13 protein-coding genes are annotated in these 16697 nt (G+C 71.7%); 7 read left to right on the forward strand and 6 right to left on the reverse strand.

What is annotated here, in order from left to right; translation table 11 throughout:
- Positions 1–44 precede the first annotated feature (44 nt).
- The 4 genes from FBT69_07705 (at position 45) to fahA (ending at position 5324) form a co-directional block, all read left to right on the forward strand.
- Positions 45–1343 (forward strand): hypothetical protein, encoded by a 1299-nt coding sequence (locus tag FBT69_07705; GenBank protein ID MDL1904677.1) that lies wholly within the window; start codon positions 45–47, stop codon positions 1341–1343.
- Positions 1340–2899: a hypothetical protein gene (locus tag FBT69_07710; protein MDL1904678.1), complete on the forward strand. Its 1560-nt coding sequence runs from the start codon at positions 1340–1342 to the stop codon at positions 2897–2899. Before FBT69_07705 ends, FBT69_07710 begins: the two co-directional genes overlap by 4 nt.
- Positions 2900–2919: 20 nt before the next feature.
- Positions 2920–3861, forward strand: a complete 942-nt coding sequence (locus FBT69_07715; GenBank protein ID MDL1904679.1) for a hypothetical protein — start codon at positions 2920–2922, stop codon at positions 3859–3861.
- Positions 3862–3950: 89 nt separating this feature from the next.
- Positions 3951–5324: a fumarylacetoacetase gene (fahA, locus tag FBT69_07720; protein ID MDL1904680.1), complete on the forward strand. Its 1374-nt coding sequence runs from the start codon at positions 3951–3953 to the stop codon at positions 5322–5324.
- A gap of 255 nt (positions 5325–5579) precedes the next feature.
- On the opposite strand, the gene FBT69_07725 is transcribed toward fahA, so the two are convergent.
- Positions 5580–6887 (reverse strand): hypothetical protein, encoded by a 1308-nt coding sequence (locus tag FBT69_07725; protein ID MDL1904681.1) that lies wholly within the window; start codon positions 6885–6887, stop codon positions 5580–5582.
- 24 nt (positions 6888–6911) lie between these two features.
- Complete coding sequence (locus FBT69_07730; GenBank protein ID MDL1904682.1) at positions 6912–8330, reverse strand: hypothetical protein; 1419 nt, start codon at positions 8328–8330, stop codon at positions 6912–6914.
- A gap of 91 nt (positions 8331–8421) precedes the next feature.
- Here FBT69_07730 and FBT69_07735 point away from each other — a divergent pair, with 91 nt between their 5' ends.
- The 3 genes from FBT69_07735 to FBT69_07745 all read left to right on the forward strand — a co-directional run bounded on the left by FBT69_07735 (position 8422) and on the right by FBT69_07745 (position 12802).
- Positions 8422–10242 carry a TolC family protein gene (locus FBT69_07735; protein MDL1904683.1) on the forward strand — a complete coding sequence of 607 codons (1821 nt, stop codon included), beginning with the start codon at positions 8422–8424 and terminating at the stop codon, positions 10240–10242.
- An 8-nt stretch (positions 10243–10250) separates the two neighbouring features.
- Positions 10251–11231 (forward strand): threonylcarbamoyl-AMP synthase, encoded by a 981-nt coding sequence (locus FBT69_07740; protein ID MDL1904684.1) that lies wholly within the window; start codon positions 10251–10253, stop codon positions 11229–11231.
- Positions 11232–11314: 83 nt separating this feature from the next.
- Positions 11315–12802: an isocitrate dehydrogenase gene (locus FBT69_07745; GenBank protein ID MDL1904685.1), complete on the forward strand. Its 1488-nt coding sequence runs from the start codon at positions 11315–11317 to the stop codon at positions 12800–12802.
- On the opposite strand, the gene FBT69_07750 is transcribed toward FBT69_07745, so the two are convergent.
- The 4 genes from FBT69_07750 to FBT69_07765 form a co-directional block, all read right to left on the reverse strand.
- Positions 12780–13535: an isoprenylcysteine carboxylmethyltransferase family protein gene (locus FBT69_07750; GenBank protein MDL1904686.1), complete on the reverse strand. Its 756-nt coding sequence runs from the start codon at positions 13533–13535 to the stop codon at positions 12780–12782. The two genes, FBT69_07745 and FBT69_07750, sit on opposite strands and share 23 nt — an antisense overlap.
- Complete coding sequence (locus FBT69_07755) at positions 13532–14326, reverse strand: hypothetical protein (GenBank protein ID MDL1904687.1); 795 nt, start codon at positions 14324–14326, stop codon at positions 13532–13534. The genes FBT69_07750 and FBT69_07755 overlap by 4 nt, the downstream gene beginning before the upstream one ends.
- A gap of 139 nt (positions 14327–14465) precedes the next feature.
- Positions 14466–15155 carry a ribose 5-phosphate isomerase A gene (rpiA, locus tag FBT69_07760; protein ID MDL1904688.1) on the reverse strand — a complete coding sequence of 230 codons (690 nt, stop codon included), beginning with the start codon at positions 15153–15155 and terminating at the stop codon, positions 14466–14468.
- A complete protein-coding gene (locus tag FBT69_07765; protein ID MDL1904689.1) occupies positions 15152–16687 on the reverse strand; it encodes an aldehyde dehydrogenase family protein in 1536 nt (511 codons plus the stop codon). The genes rpiA and FBT69_07765 overlap by 4 nt, the downstream gene beginning before the upstream one ends.
- Between the last annotated feature and the right edge of the window lie 10 nt (positions 16688–16697).

A 16697-nucleotide genomic window follows, 5' to 3' on the forward strand; every position in this document is an offset into this window, starting at 1 on the left:
ACGGTACGCGGCTACCCTTGCCCGCCGAGCAACGATGCCGGCCGATGCACCCTTGGAAACCCACGATGATGCGTTCCGCCGCCGCCGTGTTCTCTTGCTCCTGTGTCTTCGCGGCGACGGCCGCGCACGCACAGCCCGTCGGTACACCGAGCGGCGAACCGCTCGACTGGCGTGCGCTGGAACCGCCGGTCCTCCGTCGGCACGTGCAGTTGACGTCGCGCGATCGGTTTCTCCGCGCCGGCGAGCAGTATTTCAACGCCGATGCGTCATGGGTCATCTTCCAGGCCATCCCCGTGCCTCCGGCCGGCGTTCGCCCGGACGCGCACTACTCGATGTATGTCGCCAAGGTTGTCTACGACGACACGGGCAACCCCGTCGCGCTCGACGAGCCCATCCTCGTCAGCCCGCCCGGCTCGGCGAACACGTGCGGCTGGTTCCATCCGCTCCGTCCCTGGGAGGTCATGTTCGGTTCCACGCTCGTGCAGCCCGCCGAGCACAGCGGTCCCGGCTACCAGCGCGGCGAGGGGCGCTACGTCTGGCAGTTCCCGTCGGAGATGGAGGTCGTCACGCGCGTCGTGCCCGAAATCTGGCGCGCGATGCACCCCGGCCAGCCGCAGCCCGCGTGGGAGCCGAAGCAACTCGCCCCGACGCCCCTCTTCGAACGCCCGGGATATGACGCCGAGTGCTCGTGGTCGGCCGACGGCCGCTTCGTTCTCTACGCGAACGTGGACGATGAAAAGAGCGCACGCCTCGGAAAGCCGGACGCCGACATCTACGTCTACGACACCCGCACCGGTCGGCACACGCCCATCGTCGTCGCGGACGGATACGACGGCGGCCCGTTCTTCTCCCCCGACGGGGAGTGGATCTGCTACCGCTCCGACCGCAGGGGCGACAACGAACTGCAGCTCTTCGTCGGCGAACTCGACTTCGACGCGGACGGCGCGCCCGCAGGCCTCAAGCGCGAGATCGCCCTGAGCGACAACGCCTACGTCAACTGGGCGCCCTTCTGGCACCCCTCGATGGAGTTCATCGTCTACGCGACCAGCGAGGTCGGGCACCACAACTACGAGGTCTTCGCCGTCCAGTTCGACCCGGACACCCCGCTGAAGGACCTGTGGCGCGTCCGCATCACGCACGCGGACGGGTTCGACGGCCTGCCGGCGTTCAGCGCGGACGGCCGGCACGTGCTGTGGGTCGCGCAGCGCGGCCCGCTCGCCGAGAGCGAGCAGCGGCCGAGCAGCCAGATCTGGGCCGCCGAGTTCAACGCCGACGCGCTGCGCAGCCTCGCCCGCGAGCACGCCCCGGGCGACGATCGCCCGCGTACCCTTCCGGGCGAATGAACGAACCCGACGATTTCGGGCTGAGCGTCGTGCGCACCCTCGCGCACGTCGCGGACACCGCGCCATCCCCGCCGCACTCCGTCTTCTGGAAGCGGTGGCGCGAGGCGGCGTTCGCGTCCGAGCCTGCCCTCGAGCCGTGGACGCACGGCGAGCGCGACCCAGGCGACCCGACCGCCCAACTCTGGTTCGAGAGCGTGCGCGGCGTGCGAATCGGCTGCACCCTCGTCGAACCGCCGGAGGGCGTGCCGGTGCGAGCCGGCCTCGTCTCGCTCCACGGCTACGGCAGACCCCCTCGCCTTGCCGAGGACGCGGTTCGCTGGCAGGCGGTCGCGGCGCGAGGCGTCGCCGTGCTCATCGTCCGCGTGCGCGGCTACCCAGGCTCGCAGGTGGACGCCGGCGACCTCTGCTCGCCGTCCGTCGCTCCGTTCGGCTGGATCGGCGTGGGGCTTGACACGGAGGTGCACGCGCCCGAGGACGCGATGCACTGGGTGCTGCCGCAGGCCGTCGCCGACGCCGCGAACGCCTGCCGGGCGCTCGCGCGGCGCCTCCGCGAGCACGCCGACTCCGAGACGCCGATCTATCTGCACGGCACGTCGTTCGGCGGCGGGCTGGCGATCATCGCCGCCTCCGCGCTCGTCCCGGTGCTGCGCATCGACCGCGTCGCCGTGGCCCTGCCGAGCCTCGGCGACTGGACCTGGCGGCTCGAGGAACGCTCACGCTGCGCCCGCGGCCTGGGCGCGGAGGTCTGGGCGGTTCTCGCCGCGAACCATCTCCGACGTGATCGCATCGTGGAGACGCTCCGCCTCTGCGACGCGGCCGTCCACGCCGCCCGTGTCCGCTGCCACGCCCTCGGTATGTTGGCCGAACGAGACGACACCGTTCCCGCGCCGGCCGCCGCGGGAGTCTTCAACGCCCTCGGCGCGGACCCGGGCCGGCGCTGGCGGTTCGTCGTTCCCTACGGGCACTTCGACGGCGGGATCGCCAACGCCCGCCGGCACGCGCTCTTTGATCGGTGTCTAGTCGACTTCCTCGATCCGACCAGGCGCCCCGGCGATTCGATGGGGCCGTGGCTCGCCTCGCTCGCGTCGGGCCAGCGCGGGCCGGGCGAGAGCGCCCGCCCGGGCGCGGCCGGGCAACCCGCGCTCTTCGAAGCCGGGCAGGAGGCGAGCGACGCCGCGCTCATCACCGCGTACGAGCGCGAAGGGAGGACGCTCGACGACCTGCCGTACACGCCCGAGTTCGCCTCGCTCTTCGCCGCCGTGAAGGAGACGACGGGCCTCGACGAGCGCGGCGTCTTTCACCGCCTGCACAACCTCCGCAAGGCGGGACGGCTGCCGCGCCTGGGACGTGCCGCTGCCTCCCCGCCCCGGATCGACGAGCGCGAGGAGGCGCTGCTGTCGTCGCTCGTCGTCGAGGCCGTCGGCACGCTCGGCCAGCGCGACCGGCTTCCCTACACGCCGGAGTTCGAGTCGCTCGTCGCGCGATTCAACGCCGAGACGGGCCGCCACCTGGCCCCGCACACGGTCTGGCGGCTCGTCGCCAAACTCGCGAAGTGACGACACCCCTATCCTGCCCCATGCCGACCGAATCTCTCCGGGCGCTCGTCGCAGGACTGTTCGACTACGCCGGACTGTTCCCGCCGACCGGGCACGCGATGCAGCGCGCCGTCGAGTCGTACGCGCGCGACCGCATGGGCGGGCACGCCTGGATGCTCGGGCGGTTCGTCTGCGCGGCGTCGCGGCTCGGCGAGCTGAGCGAGCACGGCGCGGCCCTCATGCCCGGGACCTACGCGACCAGCGGCTACCGCGAGCACGCGGACGTGCTGGAGCCGTGGGGCGTGTCGGTCGTCGCCGACGTGCCCCTGGAGGACGCCCTCGCCCGCATCGCCGGGTTCAACGAGCGGCACTCGCGCGAGGACCGCGGCCTCGCCCGCGCCGACGCCGTCGAGCTCAAGGCCGACAGCGCGTCGTTCATCGACGAGACGCTCGACGCCCTCCCCGACGACCTGCTGCCGTTCTACGAGCTTCCGATCGACCGCGACTGCCGCGGCATGGTGGCCGCGCTCGCCGGCAGCGGGGCGTGCGCGAAGGTGCGGTGCGGGGGCGTCGTGCCCGGCGCGATCCCCGCGCCCGAGCGGGTGGCCGCGTTCCTGCACGCCTGCGCGGCGGGCGACGTCCCCTTCAAGGCGACCGCGGGCCTCCACCACCCCGTGCGGGCCGAGCAGCCGCTGACCTACGAGCTGTCCCCCCCCCGCGCGGTCATGCACGGGTTCGTGAACGTCCTTCTCGCGGCCGTCGCGGCGCGCTCGGGCGGCGCCGGCCCCGAGGAACTCGCCGCGATGCTCGACGAGCGCGAGCCGGGCGCGTTCGCCTTCACCGACGCGGCCGCCTCGTGGCGCGGCCGCGCGTGGAGCGCGGAGGAGATCGCCCGCGCGCGAGACAGCTTCGCCGTCTCGGTCGGCTCGTGCTCGTTCGAGGAGCCGGTCGCGGACCTGCGGAGGCTGGGGTGGCTGCGATGAGGCAGCGCAACAGCCGTCATCCGTCTCCCTCGGCATCCCTCCACAGCGAGGGCGCGGGGGCGAGAGCAGGAGGATGAAGCGACATGAACATGACCTGTGAAATCAACGAGACCCACGATCCCGACCTTCGGTGCTGGGTCGAGTCGGCGGACGATCCCGCGACGGACTTCCCCGTCCAGAACCTGCCCATCTGTCTCTTCAGCGTCGCCGGCGGGCGTGAGCGGCACGTGGGCACGCGCATCGGCGACCGCATCCTGAATCTCTCTTCCGTCGGGGACCTCCCGCCGGCCCCCGCCGCCCGCGACGGCCCGGAGGATCGTGCGATCGAGAGCGGCCTGCACGGCCTGCTCGCCGGGCCGCGCACGGCCTGGACCGGCGTGCGCCGCCGCCTCGTCCGCCAGCTCACCGATCCGGGCTCGCGCGGCCTGCTCGAACCCGCGATGCTCCCCGCACGCGACGTCACGCTGCACCTCCCCCATCCGATCGGCGACTACACCGACTTCTACGCCTCGGTCCACCACGCCACCAACGTCGGCTGCATGTTCCGCCCCGACAACCCGCTCCTGCCCAACTACAAGCACGTGCCCATCGGCTACCACGGCCGCGCGTCGAGCGTCGTTCCCGGCGGCACGCCGATCCGCCGCCCCGTCGGCCAGCTGCCCCCCCCCGAGGAGGGCGGCGCGCCGGGCTTCGGCCCCTGCCGCATGCTCGACTACGAGATGGAACTGGGCTTCATCGTCGCGCGCGGCAACGAGCTGGGCGAGCCGATCCCCGTCGGCCGCGCCGCCGAGCACGTCCTGGGCGCGTGCATCGTCAACGACTGGTCCGCCCGCGACATCCAGCGGTGGGAGTACCAGCCCCTCGGCCCGTTCCTCTCCAAGAGCTTCGCCACCTCCGTCAGCCCGTACATCGTCACGATGGAGGCGCTCGCGCCCTTCCGCGTCCCCGCCTTCGAGCGGCCGCCGGGCGACCCGCGCCCGCTCCCCTACCTCGACGACGAGGCCGACCGCGCCCGCGGCGGCATCGACATCACCTGCGAGGTCCGGCTCGCCTCCGCCGAGATGCGCAGGCGCGGCCTCTCGCCCGTGCGCCTCAGCCGCGGCTCGTTCCGTCAGATGTACTGGACCATCGCCCAGATGGTCGCCCACCACACCGTCAACGGGTGCAACCTCCGCCCCGGCGACCTCCTCGCCAGCGGCACCATCAGCGGCCCGGCCCGCGAGAACCGCGGCTGCCTCCTCGAACTGACTTGGGACGGCGACCCGTGGGCGGGGCCGGAGCGGGGGGGGCCGAGGATCGTCCCAGGCTCGCAGCGCACCCCCGTCGAACTGCCGACGGGCGAGAAGCGGACCTTCCTGCAGGACGGCGACGAGGTCGTCATGCGGGCGTTCTGCGAGCGGGAGGGCTTCCGCCGCATCGGCTTCGGCGAGTGCCGGGGGATCGTCGAGCCGGCGCGGGCGTAGACGGACCCGGGGGTTGACCCCGTCGATCCGGACAGCTCAGGCCGCGATGCCCGCCGTTCATCCGTCCGCGCGGCTCCCGGCGGCTGCCCGAGGCGTGCCGACCCGTGCCCGAGCCGCGCGGGCACGTGCCCGACACCCTCCGGCGCGTGCCGCGGCCGCTCGGACCTGTGCCCGAGCCGCGCGGGCACGAGCCGCGATCGCGCGGGCACGAGCCGCCGGGGCCTCGGCGCGGGGTTCGGAGCGCAGAACCTGCGCTTACGCCATGCGCGATTCGGCGGGGGCGTCGCGGAACAGGGCCACGCACGCCGAGAACCCGTGCAGGAACGATTCATCGCCGACCGGCCCGATCTCCCCGGCCGCGAACATGCCCGCCAGCGGCACCGACCCCCGGGCCGGCTCGATCGGCGCGCCCCCCTTGGCCAGCTCCTCGCCCGCGCGCTCCGGCGCGAAGGCCCTGGCCACGGCCTGCGCGTCGTGCCCGGGCCTCCCGAACAGCCCCGACCCGCGGCCGTTGCACGTCACCAGCAGCGCGCCCGCCGGACGCTCGTGCAGCTTCTGGGCGTCGAGCAGCAGCGCGAGGTCCTCGTCGGCCGTCGCCGCGTCGCGCACGTGCAGCCGCACCGTCTGCCCGGTGCGCACCGCGTCGCCCAGCGCGATCGCGCCGGTCGCCTCGTCCCCCCCCGCGACGTTGCGGATGAGGAAGTCGCCGCGCCCGAACCGCTCCTTGTACTCGTTGACGACGCGCCCGACGAACAGCCCGCGCTGCACCTGCTCGCGCCCGCGCTCGTCGAGCGACTCGACGACCTCTCGCACCACCTCCACCGCGGGCCGGCCGCCCAGCTCAAAGATGACGTTGCGCTTCGAGCGCGTCACCAGCAGGTTCGGCCCGACGGGGCGGCACCCCTGGCTCACCACCGTGTCCACCCGCACCGGCCCCGCGATGCTCACGCCGACCGCCCCCGACCGCTTCACCACGCCGTCGATCAGCAGCGCGTTCTGGCCCGGGCCGCGCCCGCCCGAGACCACCCCGCCGAAGATCGACCCGATCGGCCTGCCGTCGCGCCCGCGCCGCCTCGCCGCGCACAGCCCCGGCAGCGTGTTCAGCACCGGCACGCTGAAGGCGTCGGCGAAGATCAGCGTGCAGCGCAGGTCCTCGCTCGCGCCGATCGCCTCCCCCACCGCCGCCACCTGCTCGGCGTTCGACGGGTCGGCCGGGCCGAGCAGCGCCTCGTCGAACCCGTGCAGCCGCACGCCCGGCAGCGACGCCGCCAGCAGCGAGACGCCCGGCTGCCGCTCCAGCTCGACCCGCCCGCCGATCACCGACTCCGTGGTCACGCCCACGAGCCGCCGGGGCGAGAGGGCCTTCGCCACGATCTCCCCCAGCCCCCCCAGCACACGCGCATGATGGGCCGAGGCGAAGAGCAGGCAGAGATCGACGCCCGGCGCGCCGTCGAGATCGGCCCCCGCCTGCTCCGCGACCTGCCTCGCGGCGGTGAACGGGTCCAGGTGGCCAGACAGCCCCGACCCCATCCGCACGCCGCGCACAACCCCCGTCTCCGGCATGACAGGACTGTAGACGGCCGGCCGTCAATCCATGCGCACCGTCGAGTCCGCGGCGTCCGCGCCGACGCCGTCCTCGGGCCGGAGCACGTCGATCCGGTGCGGCACGACGATCCGCAGGCCGAGCGCCTCGTCCATCCGCGCCTCGCCGACGACGCCGACCACGCGCCCGACCTTCGCGCCGAGGTCGAAGCGGTCGTCGGGCAGAACGTAGCCGATCGTGCGAGGGCTGACGCCCCCGACCGACACGATGCGGTACATCAGCGGCAGCCGCCGCCCGTCGTACAGCGAACTCGGCACCACGCGCCCGACGAACTCGTACCCGCGCGTGCGCTCCAGCGCCGCGATCCGCTCCGCCACGCGCGACGAGTGCGTCTCCGTCTCCGCGCGCTTCTCGGCCAGCATCGCCCGCGTCTCGCGCAGCCTGATCCACAGCTCCACGACCGCGAGCCGCTGATCGAGCGAACGGCGAATCCCCTGCGAGTAGGGCGAGTCGTCGAGCGCATCGGCCGCGCGGCGGATCTCCGCCGCCAGCTCGCTCAACTCCGCACGGTCCGGGTCCTGCTGCCGGAGCGACTCGAAGGCCGCCTCGAGCGCGTCGAAGGTGCCGACGGCACGCTCGGTCTCGGGCAGAGGCGCGGGCGGCTCGACCGGCGCGGGGGCGACGACCGGGGGCGCCGATGGGGCCGCCTCGTCCGCCGGCGCGGGCGTCGGAACGACGTCCGGCGTCTCCAACGCGGGGGGCGTCGGCTGTTCCTGCACGGGCGGTGTCCGGGGCTGCGGTGTCTGCCCCGCCGGCTCGCCCGGCGAAGCCCGGTGCGCCCGCACCTCCTCCGCCGTCGCCGTGCGCAGGTTGTTCGACGCGATGTACCCCCGCGCCCCCGCGGGCGGCTCGACCTCGTAGCCGACGATCGCGTTCTCGCGGTTGCGCACGGGCTGGACGATCTTCAGCGTCGCTCCCGGTTCAAGCTCCGAGCCTTCGGGCATCAGGCGCTGCCAGCTCGCCCCCCATCCCGCGACCATGCTGCGGGCCTTGAGCGCGCTGCGCCGCGTGAGGCGGGCCGTCTCGCCCTCGACCTGGACCTCTCGCGCGTCCACGAACGCCGTCACGCCGGCGGGGTACGCCACCCGCGCCCAGCCGTTGCCCTCCGCGTCCACGCGGACGACCTGCCCGCGCTTGAGCTCCGCGACCTTGTAGTAGTCCGCCATGTCGCCGCTGCGCATCGCCGCGCCGTCCACCGTGACGACGGCGTGGTACGGCTCGACCGGCCGGACCTGCGCGTGCGAGGGGACCGCCGCGCACAGCGCGGCGACGACGAACGACACCAGGCTCGGAACGATCGTGAATCGGCGGAACATGGCGTGCGCCCTCCGTGATCCGCGCCGGCCGTCCCTGGGCTGCCCGCAGCGGGCCGCGTGCGGCCGCCACCGGGGCATCCGGCGCATGTGGTGTTGAGTCTACCCGGCCCGCGGAACGCGTGCGTCCCCGCGAGTCCCTTTGACCGGACGGCGAGCGGCGGCTAGGTTGTCCCCACGAATGAACGCCACCCTGCCACGGGCCGTGCCGCGGATGCTGCTCTTCTGCGGGCTGGCCGCGGCGGTGGGCGGGTGCGCCTCGCCCATCGCTCCCCGAACAGAAGCGGACCTGCGCCGATCCGTCGTCGAGGCGGTCCGTCGCGAAATGACCGAGGCCGAGCGCGACCCCACACGCCGCGCGACCACGCGCAGCGCGGACGCCCAGCCGCTGCCTATCCCTCCGCACCTGATGGCGGAACTGGAGCAGATGGCCGGACCCGGCTCGCGCAACGTCGCCGCCACACCGCTCACGCCCGACCTGATGGGCCTGCCGCAGCGCACCGTCGCCGTGAGCCTCGAACGCGCGGTGCGCTCCGCGGTCGAGAACAACCTCGAAGTGCAGTTCGCGCGCATCGCCCCGGCGATCGTCCAGAGCCAGATCGTCGCCGCCGAGGCCGCCTTCGACTGGACCTTCTTCTCCAACTTCCAGTGGACCAGCCAGGACCAGATGCGGCCGTCCCAGTCCTCCTCGGGCTTCCCCATCGGCACCGGCCTCGACCAGCGCCAGATCGTCGAATCGACCACGGGACTGCGCCGCCAGCTGACCAGCGGCGGACGGCTGACCGTGCAGCAGGAGCTGATGTACACCGACTTCGCCACCCCGGGTCAGAACTTCTCCCCCGACCCCGCCACCGCGCTCACCGTCAGCGCACAGATCGACCAGCCCCTGCTGCGCAACTTCGGATCGGACGTCGCCCTCGCGCAGGTCCGCCTCAGCCGCAACGCCGAGCGAAACTCCGTCGCCCAACTGCGCCGCGACCTGATCCGACTCACCAACGACACCGAGCGGGCCTACTGGGAGCTCGTCCGCGCCCACCACGATCTCGCCATCCTCCTGCGGCTTCTCCAGCGCGGCGAGCAGGTCCGCGACATGCTCCGCATCCGCCAGGAGGAGGGCCTCGACGCCCGACCCGCCAACGTCGCCGAGGCCATCGCCCGCGTCGAACGCCGAAAGTCCGACGTCATCGCCGCCCAGGTCACGCTCCGCCAGGCCAGCAACCGCCTGAAGATCTTGATGAACGACCCCGACCTCACCGTCGGTTCCGAGGTGCTTGTTTTGCCCGTCGATCAGCCCATCGACGCCCCGATGGAGTTCAGCCTGCTCGGAGCGCTCTCCACCGCCCTCGCCCAGCGCCCCGAGATCGAGCAGGCCGTCATCTCCATCGACGACACCTCCATCCGACAGGTCGTCGCCGCCAACCAGCGGCTGCCGCAACTCGACATGCGCGGCCAGATTCGCTTCCACGGCATGGACGACGACCTGAGCGTCTACGACAGCGTCTTCGACGGCAAGTTCATCGACTACATCGTCGGCCTCTTCTTCGAGCAGCCCATCGGCAACCGCGCCGCCGAAGCCGGCTTCCGCCAGCGCAGGCTCGAACGCATGCAGGCCGTCATCTCCTACCGCAACACCGTCCAGGGCATCGTCCGCGAGGTCAAGGACGCCCTCGACGCCGTGACGCTCAACTACCAGCTCATCGCCCAGACCCGGCTCTCTCGCATCGCCTCCGCCGAGTCGCTCCGCGCCCTGCAGGTCGAGAACGAGCTCCTCACCGGCCTCACCGCCGAGCGCCTCGCCCTCGAACTCAACCAGCAGGAATCGCTCGCCGCCGCCGAGCGCGCCGAGATGGAGGCACTCACCAGTTTCAACGCCTCCATCAGCCAGTACCACGCCGCCGTCGGGACCATTCTCGAACGAAACCGCATCGAGTTTGTCGTCCCCGACGCCGACGAGGCCCTCACGGGCCGCACGCGAGGCCGCGCCCGCGCCGAGCCGGAATAAAGTCCCGCATGGACGCCGGCCCCGAGCAGATCGCCGAGGCGGTGCGCCGCCTGAGCGCGGGCGGCATCGTCGCGTTCCCCACCGAGACCGTCTACGGCCTCGGCGCGGACGCCCTGAACGCCGACGCCGTCGCCCACGTCTTCCGCCTCAAGGGCCGACCCGCCGACAACCCGCTCATCGTTCACGTCTCAGGCCCGGCGATGGCGCGCGAGGTCGTCGCCCGCTGGACCGCCGACGCCGACACGCTCGCCGATGCCTTCTGGCCCGGGCCCCTCACCATCGTGCTCCCCAAGGCCGAGCGCGTCCCGGACATCGTCACCGGGGGCGGGCCGACCGTCGCCGTGCGCTGCCCCGATCACCCCCTCACGCTCGCCCTGCTCGAAGTCTTCAACGGCCCGCTCGTCGGACCGAGCGCGAACCCCTCCGGCTTCGTCTCCCCCACCACGGCCGGCCACGTCCGCGCCGCTTTCGATGCCGGGCACGTCTTTGTACTCGACGGAGGCCCCTGCCGCGTCGGCATCGAATCCACCGTCGTCTCGCTCGCCGAAGACCCGCCGCGCGTGCTGCGCCCCGGCCTCGTCAGCGCGGAGGAGATCGCCCGCGTGCTGGGCAGACCCGTCGTCGAAGCCCCCCCCTCGGCGGCGGACGACGCCTCCCCGCGCGCATCGCCCGGCAGGATGCGCACGCACTACGCCCCCCGCAAGCGCGTCGTGCTCGCGCCGGACGAACTCGCCGGCATCGATCTCAAGCAGCCGATGACCGTCATCGCCGCGCGCCCCATGCCCGCCGCGCCGACGGTCCGCCTGATCGCAATGCCAGCCGACCCGGCCGACTACGCGCGCGGCCTCTACGCCGCGCTGCGCGACGCCGACGAGCACGGCCCGGGGGATCTCATCGTCGTCGAGAGGCCGTGGGATGGCGACGAGCCGCCCCCCGCGTGGCGGGCCGTCGCCGACCGCCTCCGCCGAGCCGCCGGCCCGCGCGACTGAACAGCGTCCGCGAACGAGCCGATCCCGTGGCGGGGTGCGCTATCCTTGCCCCCCGAAACCCCGTCACGCCGGAGGAATCCCGCATGTCCGCCCCCGTCCGCGTCGCCCTCGCCCCGGGCGACGGCATCGGCCCCGAGATCACGCAGGCCGTCCTCGCCGTCTTCGAGGCCGCCCGCGCGACGAACCACCTCGAGTTCGTCCCCGTCCGGATGGGCCGAGCCGTCTTCGAGCAGGGCGACTCCCGCGGCGTCACCGACGATGCCCTCGCCGCCGTCGAGGATTGCGGACTCGTCTTCAAGGGACCGATGGAGACGCCCAAGGGGGGGGGTGGCAAGTCCATCAACGTCACACTCCGCAAGCTGTACTGCGCCTACGCCAACATCCGACACTTCCGCGCCCTGCCCGGCGTCGAGACCGTCTTCTCCCGCGCCGGCGTGCCCGTGAACTTCTACGTCGTCCGCGAGAACGTCGAGGACACCTACGGCGGCATCGAGCACCGCCTCACCAACGACGTCGTCGAGTGCAAGCGCCTCATCTCCGCTCCGGGCTGCGACCAGGTCCACCGCGCCGCCTTCGACCTCGCACGACGGCTCGGCCTCTCCCGAGTCACCTGCGGCCACAAGGCCAACATCATGAAGATGACCGACGGCCTCTTCCTCGAACGCTTCCACGCCGCCGCCGCCGACTACCCCGGCATCCTGCACGAGGACGCCATCATCGACGCTCTCTGCATGAACCTCGTTCTCCGTCCCCATAAGTACGAACTCGTCGTCCTGCCCAACCTCCAGGGCGACATCGTCTCCGACCTCGCCGCGGGACTCGTCGGCGGACTCGGCTTCGCACCCAGCGCGAACATCGGACAGCACGTCTCCATCTTCGAGGCCGTCCACGGCTCCGCCCCCGATATCGCCGGCAAGGGCATCGCCAACCCCACCTCGCTCCTGCTCTCGGGGCTGATGATGCTCCGCCACGTCGGGCTCACTCGCATCGCCGCCACGATCGAGAACGCCCTCCTCGCAACACTCGAGGACGGCGTGCGCACCGCTGACTTCGGCGACCCCGCACGCGAACCGGTCGGCACCATGCCCTTCGCCCGCGCGATCGTCGATCGTCTCGGCAGCACGCCCCGCTCCGCACCACCCGTCCCCGTGCCCGAACGCGACGCACCCTCGTTCACGCGCCCTGAGCGGCCGCGCATGAACACCCTCATCCAGACCTTCACGCAGGTCGTCAGCCACCACGCCGGGTGCGACGTCTACGTCGAGACGACCATCAGCCCGCCCGAACTCGCCGCCCACCTCCAGCGCCTCTGCGAGCACACCCCCTTCACCCTCACCATGATGTCCAACCGCGGCACGCAGGTCTGGCCCTCCGGTTCCGTCTTCACCGAGGTCGTGGACTACTACCGTGTACGCTTTGAGCTGCGAAACCCCGCCGAACTCGGACGCTACGGCCAGGCCGCCGCCATCGCGCTCCTCAACCGCATCGCCGAGAAGTTCCCCGTTACCGACTTCCAGCCTCTCAAGATGTACGACGGCCGGCCCGGCTTCAGCCTCGCGCAGGGGCAGTAGCCCCCCGCCGGATCACCCTCGGCGCGAAGCGCGGCGTCGTCCGCGTGTACCGCTCGTAGTCCTCGCCGTACAACTCCTTCAGGTCGCGCTCCTCGAACCGCACCGCGACAAGGATGTAGACAGTCAGAAGCACGGCAAAGAGAAGGTGCGAGACCGTCATCGTCGGCGTCGACCAGAACGCCAGGAACCACCCGGTGTACAGCGGGTGCCGCATCGTCTTGTACAGCGCGCGCGTCCTGAACGGCAGCGGCCGGTAAGGCACGCCCTTGAAGTGCAGCCATGCCTGCCTCACACCGAACAGGTCGAAGTGGTCCGTCATGAATGACGACACCGGCACCAGCAGCCACCCAGCCGCGAAGAGCGACCACAGCGCGATCCGCCCGGCCTCGTGCTCAACGTGCCACACCACGCCCCCCATCGGCCTCCACTGCCAGAAAAGCACGATCATCAGCAGGTTGGAGATCAGCACGTAGGTGCTCCGCTCCGCCGCCGGATGCACGAACCGCGTCCACCACCGCTTGAACCACTGCCTCGCCATCACGCTGTGCTGCACGCCGAACACCGCGATCAACCCCACGTTCACGCACAGCGCGAGCCACAGCGGGTCCGACCGCGGCCCGTCCAGCGTCGTCGGCACGAGGAACCCGCCGACGAACGCGCACGCGTACGCGAACACCCCAAGGAACATCACCCAGCACGCCAGGGCATAGCCCACGATCAGATACCGCTTCATGATCCGACTCCTTGTGAGACTCCCCCGGACCGAGCGCTCACGCTCAGCCGGACCGGACGAACGTCGTAGAACACGTCCCGCTTCATCCCCGCGAACGTCACCGACCCCGGGCACGCCCGCACCATTTTGCGTCTGCCCGGCGAGACCAGGTCGAAGAACTCGGCGCACGACGAGCACACGCCCGCGTTCCCCGTCACGCTGTGCGCCACGTCCTCGCCGTCGATCCGGGCCGTGAACCGGCCCGACAAGAAGTTCGCGTGGTTCGCCCGGTGGCCCAGCCAGTGCCGGCGCAGCGTCTCCCCACGCCCCCAGAACCGCGTGACTCGGAACAGCCACCGCATGAGCGCGGCCTCCAGCCGGTTGACGCGCTCCCAGTCCCCCGGCTTCGCGTCCCGGTACTCGCCGGACTCAATGAGTGCAACCAGCTCGTCTTCGCCCGGCATCCGCTCCGGCTCGAAGTCCGACGCCCCCAGCTCGACCGCCAGGAACGCCTCCAGCCCATCGGGCAGACGATGGTCCGCGACGAGCATGAAGAGCCCGGCCCGCATCGACTCGCGGTACCACGACCCCTGCCGATTGCAGAACCCGTTCCACCTGGAGGGGGGGGTGTACACCAGCCGCCGGCCCCGGCTCCGCAAAGCCTGGCACGGCGTCAGCGGCGCGGCACGCAGCCGGTATCCCATCGCGCGCAGCCGAGACTTCACTCGCTCGAACGCCGCCGGATCGATCCAGTAGACGTAACGGCGGGCAGGCTCCGAGGAGCGGTCGGGCTTCGGTTTGAGGCAGATCACGGTCGTCTCCTTCCGGCTCAGCCGGGCTGTCGCTCGCCGCACGCGGCACCGCGACCACCAAGCATTCGGAAAGAGAAGCCCGAAAGGGACTTGACTCGCGGTCCAACCCGCCTTGACCCCCGGTCAAGCGGCCGCGGGATCACCCCTCGCGACGCAGCCTGTCAATCGAACCGTCCGCCCGCTCGACGAACACTTCATCGGCCTCGGTCAGGAACAGCCCGTGATCGACCACGCCGGGAATCGAGTTCAGCGCGGCGTCCAGTTCCTCCACGTCGTGCTCGCCCAGCGCCACGTCCACGATCAGGTTCCCGTTGTCGGTGATGAACAGCTCTCCCTTGATCGTCCGCCGCACCACCCCGTTCAGCCCCAGCGACCGCAACTCCGACCGCACCGCAGACAGCCCGAAGGCGAGCACCGCCACCGCCAGCGTCGTGCGCGTGCCGAGGCGATCGACCATCTTGCGCTCGTCCACCATGTAGATGCGCCGTTTCGACGCCCACGCCACGATGCGCTCGCGCGTCATCGCCCCGCCCGCGCCCTTCAGCATCCGCAGCTGCGGGTCCACCTCGTCAGCGCCGTCGAAGAGCAGGTCCACGCTCTCCACCATCGCGAAGTCCATCACCTGCAGCCCGTGGTAGCGCGCCAGCGTCTCCGTCGAGTGGCTGGTCGGCACGCAGCGAACCTCGAGTCCATGCTCCTTCACACGCTCAGCCAGCGCAACCACACCGCGCGACGCCGTGCGCCCCGTTCCCAGGCCGACGATCATGCCCGGCGTGATCTCCGCGATGACGGCCTCGGCCAACGCGTCCGCTACCCGTTGTTCGCTCACTGCTCTTCTCCGAACTGGATGCCCTGGGCGAGCCGGAATGCCCCGCCGAAGTTGACCGTGCACGTCTGCCGACGTGCGTACGCCTTCCACGAGTCCGAGCCGGACTCACGCCCTCCGCCCGTATCTTTCTCACCCCCGAACGCCCCGCCAATCTCCGCCCCACTCGTCCCCAGATTCACGTACGCCAGCCCGCAATCACTCCCGGACCCGGCCGGGCTGAGGAACCTCTCCGCCGCCGCGATCCGAGACGTGAAGATCGCCGAACTCAACCCCTGCGGCACGGCGTTCTGCATCCCGATCGCCCGCTCCAGGTCGCGGTACGTGAAGACGTACAGGATCGGCGCGAACGTCTCCTCCATCGCGATCGGCAGCTCGCCCGACGCCGGCGCACGCACGATCGTCGGCTCCACGAAGTGCCCCTTCAGACCCGGCACGCTCGCGCGCTTGCCGCCCACCAGCACTTCGCCACCCTGCGCGCGGGCCGCACGGATCGCGCCCTCGAAGCCCTCGACCGCTCGCTCGTTGATGAGCGGCCCCACGAGCGTCCCCGGGTCCAGCGGGTCGCCGATGCGAATCCTCCGGTACGCCTCGACCAGCGAATCCACGAACGAATCGGCGATGCGCTCGTGAACGATCAGCCGGCGAGTCGTCGTACACCGCTGCCCGGCCGTGCCCACCGCGCCGAACAGCACCGCCTTCATCGCCAAGCCAGGGTCCGCGTCCGGCTCCACGATCACCGCGTTATTCCCGCCCAGTTCCAGCAGGCACCGACCCAGCCGCTGCGCCACCACCTGCCCGACACGCCTGCCCATGCGGCACGATCCGGTCGCGCTGATCAGCGGCAAACGGCGATCCGCGATCAATCGCTCGCCCACCTCCTCATCCGTCCCGATCGTCAGCCGGAACACGCCCTCGTGCCCCATCGACGACGCGACCCGCTCCGCGATCGAGTTCGTCGCGATCGCCGTCAGCGGCGCCAGCAGGCTCGGCTTCCACACCACCGTGTCACCGCACACCGCCGCCAGCATCGCGTTCCAGCCCCACACCGCGTTCGGGAAGTTGAACGCCGTGATCACGCCGATCGCGCCCAGCGGCAGCCATTGCTCGTACATCCGGTGCCCCGGACGTTCGCTCGGCATGGTGCAGCCGTGCAACTGCCGCGACAGGCCCACCGCGAAGTCCGCGATGTCGATCGTCTCCTGCACCTCTCCCACGCCCTCGGACGCGATCTTCCCGACTTCGAGGCTCACCAACCGCCCCAGCGGCTCGCGCAAACGCCGGTACTCATCAGCGATCGCACGCACCACCCGGCCGCGCACCGGCGCCGGTACCTCTCGCCACCGCCTGAATGCAGCGTCCGCCTCCACGATCGTGCGCTCGCACGACGCGCCGTCGTCCAGCCGAACGCCCGCGATCGGATCGCCCGTCGCCGGGTTCGTGGACACAATGAACCCCGCGCCAAGCGCCGCGCCAGGCTCCACCACGCGCGGGTGGTCGGCGACGCCGAGCGCATCGAGCAACGGATGGGGCATGAGCGAACTC

Origin of the sequence: Synechococcales cyanobacterium CNB (assembly GCA_030263455.1) — a bacterium.
GTDB lineage: Bacteria > Planctomycetota > Phycisphaerae > Phycisphaerales > UBA1924 > CAADGN01.